This is a genomic window from Tamlana sp. I1, from assembly GCF_015355625.1.
In the GTDB taxonomy this organism is placed as follows: domain Bacteria; phylum Bacteroidota; class Bacteroidia; order Flavobacteriales; family Flavobacteriaceae; genus Pseudotamlana.
Map to the genome: position 1 here is coordinate 317876 of NZ_JACLAF010000002.1, position 13078 is coordinate 330953.

General features: G+C 35.4%; 8 protein-coding genes. 2 read left to right on the forward strand and 6 right to left on the reverse strand.

Annotated features, from left to right (window positions below; all coding sequences use genetic code 11):
- Positions 1-50: 50 nt before the first annotated feature.
- The 5 genes from H6X70_RS02815 to porU all read right to left on the reverse strand — a co-directional run bounded on the left by H6X70_RS02815 (position 51) and on the right by porU (position 8635).
- Positions 51-1685: a dihydrolipoamide acetyltransferase family protein gene (locus H6X70_RS02815; protein WP_194766154.1), complete on the reverse strand. Its 1635-nt coding sequence runs from the start codon at positions 1683-1685 to the stop codon at positions 51-53.
- 3 nt (positions 1686-1688) lie between these two features.
- Complete coding sequence (pdhA, locus tag H6X70_RS02820) at positions 1689-2687, reverse strand: pyruvate dehydrogenase (acetyl-transferring) E1 component subunit alpha (protein ID WP_194766155.1); 999 nt, start codon at positions 2685-2687, stop codon at positions 1689-1691.
- 202 nt (positions 2688-2889) lie between these two features.
- Positions 2890-3375, reverse strand: a complete 486-nt coding sequence (gene cdd, locus H6X70_RS02825) for a cytidine deaminase (protein WP_194766156.1) — start codon at positions 3373-3375, stop codon at positions 2890-2892.
- Between the two features lie 111 nt (positions 3376-3486).
- Positions 3487-4725 carry a type IX secretion system outer membrane channel protein PorV gene (gene porV, locus H6X70_RS02830; RefSeq protein ID WP_194766157.1) on the reverse strand — a complete coding sequence of 413 codons (1239 nt, stop codon included), beginning with the start codon at positions 4723-4725 and terminating at the stop codon, positions 3487-3489.
- Between the two features lie 34 nt (positions 4726-4759).
- Positions 4760-8635: a type IX secretion system sortase PorU gene (porU, locus tag H6X70_RS02835; RefSeq protein WP_194766158.1), complete on the reverse strand. Its 3876-nt coding sequence runs from the start codon at positions 8633-8635 to the stop codon at positions 4760-4762.
- A gap of 265 nt (positions 8636-8900) precedes the next feature.
- On the opposite strand from porU, the gene gldJ reads away from it, so the two are divergent.
- Together gldJ and H6X70_RS02845 are read left to right on the forward strand one after the other, a co-directional pair.
- Complete coding sequence (gene gldJ, locus H6X70_RS02840; protein ID WP_194766159.1) at positions 8901-10589, forward strand: gliding motility lipoprotein GldJ; 1689 nt, start codon at positions 8901-8903, stop codon at positions 10587-10589.
- Between the two features lie 77 nt (positions 10590-10666).
- Entirely contained in the window at positions 10667-11947 is a 1281-nt protein-coding gene (locus H6X70_RS02845) for a UDP-N-acetylmuramoyl-tripeptide--D-alanyl-D-alanine ligase (protein ID WP_194766160.1), read from the forward strand.
- 425 nt (positions 11948-12372) lie between these two features.
- Here H6X70_RS02845 and H6X70_RS02850 read toward each other — a convergent pair whose 3' ends face one another.
- Entirely contained in the window at positions 12373-12921 is a 549-nt protein-coding gene (locus H6X70_RS02850; protein ID WP_228530239.1) for a LuxR C-terminal-related transcriptional regulator, read from the reverse strand.
- Positions 12922-13078 lie beyond the last annotated feature (157 nt).

The following is a 13078-nucleotide window of genomic DNA, read 5'->3' on the forward strand; positions in this document are numbered from 1 at the left end:
AAACAGGTTTTAATATTATAGTATGATTTCCTCTTTCGAGGACATCTAAATTACACTAACATCGTTACAGGGTTTTCAATAAATCCTTTCAATGTTTGAAGGAATTGAGCTCCTGTAGCGCCATCAATTGTTCTGTGATCGCAAGCTAATGATAATTTCATCGTGTGACCAACAACAATTTGTCCGTTTTTAACCACTGGTTTTTCAACAATATTTCCAACAGAAAGAATTGCCGAGTTAGGTTGGTTAATAATAGATGTAAACGTATCGATACCAAACATACCTAAGTTAGATACTGTAAACGTACTACCTTGCATATCGTCTGGCGTTAACTTTTTGTTTCTCGCTTTTCCTGCAAGTTCTTTAACAGCTGCTCCAATTTGAGGTAAGGTTTGCTCGTTTGCAAACTTAACCACAGGAACCACTAATCCGTCAGGAACTGCAACAGCAACACCAATATGCACGTGATTATTTAAGCGCATTTTGTCTGGGAACCATTGAGAGTTCACTTGAGGATGTTGTTTTAATGCTAAAGCACAAGCTTTAACAACCATATCGTTATAAGATATTTTTGTATCTGGAATCGAGTTGAATTGCGCACGGAATGCCATAGCATTTTCCATGTCGAATTCTACATTTAAGTAATAGTGAGGCGCAGAGAATTTAGAATTCGTTAATGCTTTAGCAATTGCTTTACGCATTTGCGAGTTATCAACTTCATCAAAATCTTCTTGACCAGCTGGAACAAATTTTCCTGCTGAAGCCGCAGATGCTGCTGGCTCATAATTCTCGATATCACGTTTTATAATACGTCCGTTTTCTCCTGAACCTTGAACTTTAACTAAGTTGATGCCTTTCTCATCGGCTAACTTCTTAGCTAATGGCGACACATACACGCGTCCGTTTTCTGTAACAGGCGTTGGTGCAGGTGCAGCTGCCTTTGGTGCAGACGCAGCTTTTGGAGCTGGAGCCGCTTTAGGCGCTTCTTTTTTAGGCGCTGCAGCTTTTGGAGCTTCAGCTTTAGCTGGAGCAGAGAAATTAGCAGCAACTCCAGAAACATCTGTTCCTGCAGGGCCAATAATTGCTAATAAAGCATCTACTTTTGCAGATTCACCTTCTTGTAATCCTATTTCTAACAAAGTCCCCGATTGGAATGATTCAAATTCCATAGTGGCTTTATCGGTTTCAATTTCGGCTAAAATATCACCTTCTTCAACCGTATCTCCAACTTTTTTCAACCAAGTAGCTACTGTTCCTTCTTCCATGGTATCACTTAAACGTGGCATAGTTACCACGATAACACCTTCAGGTAATGCAGCAGCAGGAGCAGCTTCCTCAGCAGGAGCTTCTTCTGTTGCTTCTGGAGCAGCCTCAGCGACTTCCTCTTTTGCTTCAGCAGCAGGAGCAGCACTTCCACCACCGTTTAATATATCTGAAATATCTTCACCTTCATCACCAATAATAGCTAAAAGCTCATCTACTTTAGTAGTTTCACCTTCTTGAACACCAATATGAAGCAAAGTTCCTTCATTAAAGGATTCAAATTCCATAGTGGCTTTATCAGTTTCAATTTCAGCTAGAATATCACCTTCTTCAATTTTATCTCCTACTTTTTTTAACCAAGCCGCTACTGTACCTTCTTCCATGGTATCGCTTAAACGCGGCATATTTACTACTATTGCCATAGCTTATATTTTGTGTTGAATAAATGGATAATCTTCTTGTTCGTAAACCATATCGTAAAGTTGTTGCTTGTCTGGATATGGCGATTCGTCTGCAAATTTTTCACATTCTGCAACGCGATCTTTAACTCGCTTATCAATAACTTTAATATCGTCTTCGGTTGCATATTTCTTTTCAAGAATAACATCCTTCACTTGTGTGATAGGATCTATTTTCTTGTATTCTTCAACTTCAGCTTTAGTTCTGTAGTGTTGTGCATCACTCATAGAGTGTCCTCTATAACGGTAAGTTTTCAACTCTAAAAATGTTGGTCCATCACCACGACGTCCTCTTTGAATAGCTTCATCAAAAGCTTCAGCTACTTTTATTGGGTTCATACCATCTACAGGAGCGCAAGGCATATCGTAACCCAAACCAAGTTTCCAAATATCTGTATGGTTTGCTGTACGCTCTACCGAAGTTCCCATAGCATATCCGTTGTTTTCACAAACAAATATTACAGGAAGTTTCCATAACATGGCTAAGTTAAAAGCTTCGTGAAGTGAGCCTTGTCTAGCAGCACCATCACCAAAGCAACATAAAGTTACAGCATCGCTACCGTGGTATTTATCACCAAAAGCAATTCCTGCTCCTAATGGAATTTGACCACCAACAATACCATGACCTCCGTAAAAACGAAATTCTTTAGAAAAAATATGCATCGAGCCTCCCATACCTTTAGAAGTCCCTGTTACTTTTCCGTATAATTCTGCCATAACACGTTTAGGGTCTTCTCCCATACCGATAGGTTGCACGTGATTACGATAAGCGGTAATCATCTTATCTTTAGTCAAGTCCATCGCGTGTAAAGCACCTGCTAATACAGCTTCTTGACCATTATACAAGTGAAGAAATCCTCTTACTTTCTGTTGAATATATACTGCGGCAAGTTTGTCTTCAAACTTTCTCCAGAACAACATGTCTTCGTACCATTTGAGGTAAACCTCTTTTGTGATTTTTTGCATGGAATATTTTTATGATAATTTATAAGCGACTACAAAAGTAACACATTGTGCGCTAATGCGGAAACCCAACTACACTAAAGTAGAAAAAAAATCAAAATAATATTCTTAACTAACTCCTTTGATTATTTGATAATTTTTTAATGAAAAATTAAATTTATTTGAAATTTATCAGCTTTAATTCTACACTAATCGCGATTTATTTTTAAAATAAAACAGATTTATCAAAAGTAAAAGGGAGCAAATTTGAGATGGAATTAGATTTTGCTACAGCCCCTTTTTCACCCATAAAATAAATAGCGATAGGTGTCTCTTGTTTAATTTCATATTCTACCATGGCCTGTCTGCAGGCACCACAAGGCGGGATAGGTGTTTCTGTTGGATTATTCTTGGCTGTTGCCGAAATAGCCATTTGAAGCACTTTAGCATCTGGATACTGAGATCCGGCATAGTAGATTGCTGTACGTTCAGCGCAGAGTCCTGAAGGATAAGACGCATTTTCCTGATTATTGCCTGTAATAATTTCGCCGTTATCTAAAAGAAGCGCAGCACCGACTTGAAAATTAGAGTAGGGCGCATAAGCATTTTTTCTAGCTTCAATAGCCTTATGAATTAAATTTAAAATTTCGCTAGGCAGTGCTTTTAAATCTTCAAAAACAAAAAGCGTTGATTCTTTTTTAATTTCTTTCATAATGCTTGTCTTTAATACAGAATTGGCATGAGTAAAGCTACGAAACGTCTAACAACAAAAAAACTATTGCTTTCACAATAGTTTTTTATAGATTGTTAAAACTTATTCTGTTTAGTACTCCATATAGGTACCAGCTCCAATATTGAAAGTTAAAGAGAAACGTAAGGTTCCCTCTAAAGGACTCTGTACTTTTGATGTTGAAAATAAATAGGATAAATCTACATTTACAACATTTGCCTTAAAGCCAGCACCTAATGCTAAAAATTTTCTCGCTCCTTTTTCTTCAGCTTCATTAAAATACCCTGTTCTAAACGAAAAAGCATCTTGATACACATATTCAGCTCCTAATGCCCATGTAAACTCTTTCATTTCTTCGCTAAAACCACCTGGGGCATCTCCAAAAGATTGAAACATCCCCTGTAAGAAACCAACATCGTTAGATTTTCCTTTGTATATAACATCTGATTGTACTACAGAACCTAAGGTATCTACGCCTTCTTCATATTTCCCATCGCCATTTTCATCTGTATACGAATATTCATCACCTAAAATTGGCGGTGTTGGCACTAACAATTTAGTCACCTCTGCAGTTACCGAAACTTTATTATAATCGTCGAAAATAAAATCAAAACCACCACCTAATCTTAAATTAGTTGGTTGAAAATTTTCTTCGCCACCTTCATCATACTTAAATTTCGGGCCAATATTTTGAATGGCAAAACCACCACGCCATCTTCCGTTAAAATCGGCATAAGCCTCTTCTTCACTTTGATAGTATCCAGAAATATCCACATTAAAAAGATTCGCAGATCGGGCATCTCCATCAACACCTGTTAATCTTAAGTTTGAATTTACATAACGCATAGCTACCGACATGGCAAACTGATCGCTTAAACGTAACGAATAAGATCCATCTATAGCAAATTCACTAGGGCGTTGCACTAAAGGTGATGACGTTTCATCGTCTACAAATTCAATATCTCCTAAAGAAAAATAGCGCATACTTGCTGCAAAAGAACTACGTTCGTCAATTCTATTAAAATAGGTAACGCTTCCTAAAAAGATGTCGTTAACCAATTTACTTAAATAAGGCGTGTAACTAACTCCTATCCCAGATTTAGTTTCTGAAAACGCATATTTTGATGAATTCCATTGTTGTGAAAAAGCATCAACAGTCGTTGCAACCCCCATATCACCCATACCTGCTCCACGAGCATCGGTTGCAATTAGTAAAAAGGGCACTCCGGTTGTAATTACTCTTGAGTCGTTTTGATTAGGCACAATAGTAGTTTGGGCTTCTAATTTCAAAATAAAAGCAAAGGCTAATAATAGCAATAATTTATTCTTCATGAAATAAAGTTTAGTTAGCAAATATAATTTTTTATTAGAGGATTACAAGTTTCTCTATTTTTTCAACAGTTTTATTTAGCAAGTTTGAGTGCACTTTTAGCTTATACACATAAACGCCTTTTCCTATTTTATCTCCAAAATCGTCTCTACCATCCCACACAATGTCTCGAGACAACGTACTATTTACAGCTGCGCCTCCAGCCGTTTGTCCGTTCAGGGTTCTTACTAATTTTCCTGAGACTGTGAATATCTGTATAGAAACGTCCAAAGACTCCGAACTATTGTGATTAAACCAAAATTCTGTGTAATTAACAAACGGATTTGGATAATTAAGTACATTATTAATAACCAATTCTTGATCTTGATCGAAAACGATAAATTGAATTTCGGAAACGGATGAATTGTTATACACATCCCAAGCTTTAACGGTTAACACATGTAAACCTGGTTCCAAATCCCGTAGCGGAAAACTAACCACACCTCGTGTATAATCGTCAACTTCTGTTTGGTAATAATCATTAAGAATTATCGGATTTTTTTCATCACCATCCAAAATAGCAACAATATCATGCCCAATACCACTTGCCGTATTTATACCATTTAAATCTTCAAGCTTAACCAACAAAGTAGGCGATTCATTAGTTATACCTCCCGAAACAAAATTTTCATCATTCATATAAATATTAATGACTGGCCCTATATTATCTTCTTCGGCATCTTCATTTATGCCACCAATTTTCACCGTATTTTCGCTTGCTCCCGCCTGATCTAAAGTTTCATTTTTAGAATAAAAGCTCACTCTTCCAAAACCTACAGGGATACCAATATCTTTTGGCACCACAAATTCAAATTCAAATTGGCCATTTGTTACAGAAGCTTGGCCTCTAAAAATAATTTCACCCAAGGTTTTAAAATCTAATATAACTAGCTCGCCGTTTAATCGGGTACCGTCATTTCCTAGCGTGCTTCTATCAATATACTTATCATATATTGTTGTTGAAAGAATACCGTTATAATTGGTTATTAGGTTTCCTGAAATATCGGTAACCTCGCCTGCCAATTTCACTTTACTTAAGGCTTTTAAAGTATCTGTAGACTGCGCTAAAGGCACATCGTTTATTTTGGTTAGCCTGATATTGGGTTTAGCAAAACTTAACTTCATAGCAGGATCACCGATAAAAAAGATAAGTCGCCTTTGTGTATTTCCCGAAACACTTGGATTGCCCTTGGCTAGCCTTAAAGCTTCTGCCATCGAAGGATATTCGTTATCATCATAACTATCATCATCACTATAAGAAAACAAATATTGCCCTAAAATGTTATTAAAAGAAATAGCAAAACTCACATAAATCTGGCGTGTTGTTGTAATTAATCCTATAGCACCTGCTTGCTTGTTCCAAAAGGTGAACTCGCCAGCCGTTTCTCGATAAGGATTATCAAAACGGGTAAACTCACAAGTTACCGTAACAAAGCAATTGAGCTTATTAATGTTTCTAAAATTCTCAATTTCCGGCTTGCCTAAAATACGTTCTGAAGCCAATCCATCTTCACCGCCATGACCAAAATAATTAACTACTAATGCGCCATTATCAACCGCATTAGAAATGGCAGTATTAACAGCAGGGTATCGATTCCCTCCAGCTGAAGTTTCTTGCTTAAAAGCATCGGAATGTATTTTAGTAACATTAATAAAAGGTTTTTCGGCAGAGACCAAATTTCCTATATTATCGGTTGTTTGCTCCAAAATACCTTCCCAATCATGATCCACATCATCAGAAATTACTACATAACTATTTCTCCAACTCCCAAAAGATTCTTTAGCATGATAACTCGCTACTTTATCAACCATTTCTTTGGCTAATTGAGGCGTATCTACAAGAATTCGCCCAACAGCGATATCCAACATATCTGTTCGCGCCATACTGCCTTCATTATCGTCCATCATACCATAAAAATCATCAGAAACAAACGAATTTGCTAAACTAAAACTATCATATGAATACCACGAAGGCACAATATTGGTATTATTAGGTATACGGTCTTTATAATCAAAAGATCCATCACCAAACAAGCATAAATATTTAATTCTTTGGTCGGGACCACTAGCGTTATCGTAAACATATTTCACCAAATTTCTTATGGCACCTACGTCTTGATTTCCTGTACTGAATTCGGCATAAATCTGATCTAAACCTAACGCTTTTACATTTAAACCATATTGAACTCTATTAATTTCTGCTAGACGCTCGGCCTGACTTAGCAGATTATTTGGCGACACGATAATATAATCGACATCTTGAAAATCGCCTTGAGCATTTTTAAAAATAGTTCCTTTTATATTTTGATTAACCACCTCGGTTTTTGAATCCGATTTAGGGGTGAAATAATCTGAAGGCGATAGCGCAACATAAGTTTTTAAAGTTCCTAATGGCACTTTAAAACTAAAACTTGAAGCGTTCTGTGTGTTTTCGATATTTGAAACATTATACAAATCGCTAACATCCCATATTTCTGAAAGGTTTGAAGCATTGCTAATAGTGTATTCCCCTATTCCTGTAGCCGAGGTTACGGCGCTATTTTTAAATTTTAATTGCTTACCGGAAAAATTTAATGCACTAATAGCTTCAATAGAAATATAATCTAAGTAAGCATCAATACTAGGATTACCAAGATTGTTAAAATTTAGTCCTACTGAAATTTTAGACGAACTTTCATCTAAATTTCGACTAAGCGAACCTCCTGAAGCCAAGGTTGGACTGGAAACACCACGAAGAGAAATTGTTGAGACAGCAGTACCGTTCACACTAACATCAAAAGAACAATCTGTACTATTAACAGCAGCAACCACAACATTCAGCTTTATGGGCTCGGAAGTTATTCTGTTTGGAAAATCGAAATCGAAAGTTTTATTACTTACAACATCAAATTTATCTCCAAACCAACGCCTACCTATCAACGCTATATTATGATCGTCAATTTCGTGATATTGATAAGATTCGTACGTATCGATTATCATATCAGCAGTTCCAGTAGGCTGAGAAAAAGACTGAATACGCTTCCCTTCCCCTGAACCAACTTGAATGTAATAATAGGTTTTATCAGCATAACAATTTATATGCGTATTACTTACTGCATCATAGCCTTGCGGGCCTTGACCATAAAACAAAATATAATCTTCGTTATTAAATACACCGTCTTCTTCCCCAACAAATTTAATGGCATTTTCAGGTACGTCATACGGATAAGGCACTGCATTTGAATAAGGAATCATAGCACCACCATGACCATATAATTTAATGCTTCTTGGGTTCACATTATTTACATCAACCCCTAAATTTTGCAAAAAACTTTTAGATAATTTAAAAACTCCTGTGGTATCAATATAAAACTTATACCATTTCCCCGAACTTAATACAGAATTAGACACAACTTTTGAAGACACATAATTTTTCCCAAAAGAACGACTGCTCGCTGTAATGCCATATTTGTAATTAATTTGAAAAGAAGTCACTTTTTTATAGCGACCATCAGCGTCTTTTATAATTGGTTTTAACTGAAAAGACACAAAGCGTTTATTTCTAGACACGGAATTTCTTAGGGCAAAATCAATTTCACTTGGAATAGTGTTTAGATTTAGATCTTTTAATTCTGAAACCGATATGCTTTGGTAAACAACTTGACTTAATGCAACTGAAGATTCATCAACTTGATTTTGAGACTCCCACTGATCAACAAAAAAAAGGCCGTCGGCATTATATTCAAAATGATCCTTATTGAAGGCAGGCAATTCTATTTCAAAATTGCCACCAGATAATTTCTGATAACCTTCCCAAGAAATGCTATATTTTTTTTGTTGGGCAAATAAGCCTACTGAAGTTATCAGTAGTAAAAACAAAAGTTTATTTTTCATCGTTAAAATAACGTTATTCGAAGCGTGTTATTATCACAAAGAAATAACATTTTTAAAAAGTACATTATAAATACTATAATAAATTAGTTAAAGGTACGTTAATACATCACAAATTACGACGAAAAACAGATAAAAACATCGTTGTAAGGCTTAAAAAACAGGACGAAATACACGTTTTTTTAGCTTAAATGTAATTAATCGCTTGCGTTATTCGGTTTAATTCTTATATTGCAGCACCAAAACATTATTTAGCTTACATAAAAGTATGGATATGAAAAAAGTAGTCGCATGCAAAGTTTTAGCGGTTTTAGCACTTGCTATAGCTTCAACTGGTTGTTCAAAATCTTCGAGCTCTAAAAACAGTTCGAGAGCTACTGGATGGCAAATAAACTCCAGAGACGGTGGTTTCCAATACAATACAAACTTTAAAGAGCAAGAAACTGCACCAGGACTTGTATTTATAGAGGGTGGTACCTTCACAAAAGGACGTGTTCAAGATGATGTTATGCACGACTGGAATAACAGTCCGAATCAACAACATGTGCAGTCTTTTTACATGGATGAAACCGAGGTTACTAACATGATGTACATGGAGTACTTAGACTACTTAAAACGCGTATATCCTCCTTCGGAAGAAAACTTTAGAGCGATTTATAATGGCGCACTGCCAGATACTTTAGTTTGGAGAAACCGTTTAGGATTCAATGAAGTTATGACAAATAACTACTTACGCCATCCTGGATATGCAGAATACCCAGTAGTTGGAGTGAGCTGGATACAAGCCGTGGAATTTGCAAATTGGAGATCGGATCGTGTAAACGAACTTTACTTAGAAAGAGCAGGTTATTTACAACGTGATTCTAAATTAACGGAAGTAAATTCAGAACAAACTTTTAGCACAGATACATACATCAATGCTCCTTCTTTAACTTATGGAGGTAATGAAGAAATTCATGACGGACAAGCACGAAGAAGAAATGTAAAAGTTGATGAAGAAGGAAACGAAACTGGTTTATACGCACGTCGTGAAACTGGCTTAATTTCTCCTAAATACAGACTACCAACCGAAACCGAGTGGGAATATGCTGCTTTAGGTTTAAGTGAAATTAGAGACTACAACTTGTACCGCGGGCGTAAAAAATACCCATGGGATGGACAATACACACGTTCTGAAAAACGTAAAATTCGTGGTGACCAATTGGCTAACTTCAAACAAGGAAAAGGTGATTACGGTGGTATTGCAGGATGGTCTGATGATGGTGCCGATATCACAAATGCAGTGAAATCATACGATCCAAATGATTACGGGTTATACGATATGGCTGGAAACGTAGCAGAATGGGTTGCCGATGTGTACAGACCAATTATTGATGATGAATTTAACGACTTTAACTACTACCGTGGAAATGTTTATACTAAAAATGCTATAAACGAAGACGGCACAGTAAAAGTGGTTACATCAAACGATATTGTTTACGATACACTACCTAACGGAAAACTAATTGCTAGAAATTTACCTGGTGAAATTCTACAAGTTCCAATCGATGAAAATGAAACCTATTTAAGAACAAACTTCGATAGAAGTAATCACATTAACTATAGAGATGGTGACAAACGTTCTTCTCGTTATTTTGAAAGCTACAACGATGAAGACAGAAACGCTGATACTGACGCTGAAACAAGAAAAATGTACAACTCTCCTAAACACTCTATTACTAGAGATTCTTTAGGGAACATTATTAGAGAGTTCGACAGAGCTTCACACAGAACATCACTTGTTAATGATGAGGTTAGAGTTTACAAAGGTGGTTCTTGGAAAGATAGAGAGTATTGGTTAGACCCAGCTCAAAGACGCTACTTCCCACAAGATATGGCAACAGATTACATCGGATTTAGATGTGCTATGTCAAGAGTTGGATCAAAAAGTAAATCGAAAAACAAAACGAAAAACTAAATTTTATTTTTCAAATAAGTTAAAGTCCTAACGTGAGTTAGGACTTTTTTTATACTTTTATTTAAAATTTATTTCAATTGAAAATACCAGAAATCCACAGCCTTTTTCTAACCTGCCATTCGGCATGTACAGACACCAGAAACATTCAACCAAACGCGATGTTTTTCGCTTTAAAAGGCGACAACTTCAACGGAAATGACTATGCAGAAAAAGCAATAAAATCTGGTGCGAAATATGCTATTATAGACGAGGAATCTGCACAAACTACAGAATTCACCATATTAGTTCAAAATGTTTTACAAACGCTTCAGGAATTAGCAACTTTTCATCGCGACTATTTAAAAGTTCCTATTGTTGCATTAACAGGAAGTAATGGCAAGACCACAACCAAAGAGCTTATCAATGCGGTGTTATCTCAAAAATATAAAACTACAGCAACCGTTGGAAATTTAAACAATCATATTGGTGTTCCTTTAACGCTATTATCGATGAATGGTAAAACAGAAATTGGTATTGTAGAGATGGGCGCCAATCATTTGAAAGAAATTGAATTTTTATGTCGTATTGCAAAACCCGACTATGGCTATATTACCAATTTTGGAAAAGCACATTTGGAAGGTTTTGGTGGTGTTGAAGGTGTTATAAAAGGTAAAAGTGAAATGTATGCCCATTTGATCGCACATGATAAGACGATTTTTGTAAATACTAATGACCCTATTCAAGTTGAAAAAGCCAAGAAAGCTAACATTTATACTTTTGGAAATGCAACAGGGCAAAATGATGTTGTAATTAAATTTCTAAACGCACAACCATTCGTAAAATGCCGTTACAATAATTTAGACATCAAAAGCCAGCTTATAGGCGATTACAACTTTAATAATATTGCGGTAGCAATCACTATAGGAAATTATTTTAAAGTAGAAGATAAGGCTATAAAAAAGGCTATTGAAGGCTATATCCCTTCAAACAACCGCTCTCAAATTATTCAAAAAGACACAAATAAAATTATTTTAGATGCCTATAATGCCAATCCTACAAGTATGCGAGCGGCTTTATTAAATTTTGAAAAGCAAGAAGGTTATAAAATAGCTATTTTAGGTGATATGTTTGAGCTTGGCGAAACTTCAAAAATAGAGCATCAAGAAATTGTAGACCTAGCGCTTTCGCTGAAATTGGATGCGATTTACTTCTTAGGCGAACACTTTGCTGAAACGTCCTATAATTCTGAGAAAGCCAAACAATATAATTCTTTTTCTGATTTTGAAGCTGAAAGCAATTTATCTGAAATAAAGGATTGCACTTTCTTAATTAAAGGTTCAAGAGGCATGGCTTTAGAACGTGTTTTAAAACTTATTTAAACATCTTCAAAAACAAAAAAGCCTGCTCATATTTACACATGAAGCAGGCAATAATAAATAATTCTCCCTAAGAACTAATTAATAGCAAGTCAAAATTGCAATTATAAAATCAACATCACAATACTCAATTTGAGTATTTAATTTATTTTCGATTAAGAGTACTACATTTCGGATTACCAGATTAAAAACAAGGTGTATTCCTACTAAAACATTTTTATATCTTAATTACAAATGAGTTTTTTATAGTTAAAGCTCATATTTATATAAATTATTATAAATGAAATTTCGAATTTCGAACCTTTTGCGATTTAACGAAGTCTGAAAAACACAAACTTAATATCGACGAAGCAGACAAATATTTGATATCATATTGACTATTTATTTTGCGAATAAAGAACATAAACATTTAACAGAACTGCTCCCTATTAATAAATAAGATTTTTATTCATTTTAAGCATACCTATCAATTCACCCGTTGAAGAGACGTTTAATTTTTTAAGAATATTTCGGCGATGCGTATCCACCGTATTAGAACTAATATTTAATTTTTTAGCGATTGTTTTACTTGAGTCATTTAGTACTAAAAGCCGAATCACATCACGTTCGCGATTGCTAATCCCTTCGGAAAGTAATTTTTGCGAAAAATTATTAAAATACACGGTTTCGTACTCATTATTTTCGTTCAATAATTTTGCCGAAGCACAGATTTGCATATCAATCTCAGGCACTAAAACGGTGTAATGCGCTAGTCCTATAATAGGTTTATTTCCACTATCCAACTCTAACGGCGTTGTATTTTGAACTACATTAACATAGTCGCCATGATTGTTCTTTAAACGATAATTCCATGTGTACGTCATTCTACTACGCTCTGGAATGCTTATTTCGTTTAATGTAAACTTCATAAGTTCACTTAAAGCTTGTAGCCACACATCCAAATCATCGGGGTGCATCCGATTCCAAAAATATCGCATACCTCTAGTTTTCACATCGGCACTATCCAAGGGTCAATCTCAAAAGTTGTGGAGCATCTAAAAAAGCAAGACCTTTGAATAAAAATTTTTAATGCCATCAGATTCATTATTAGCCATAGCCAATTTATTACTTCCAGAAATACTTATTAAGTATTTT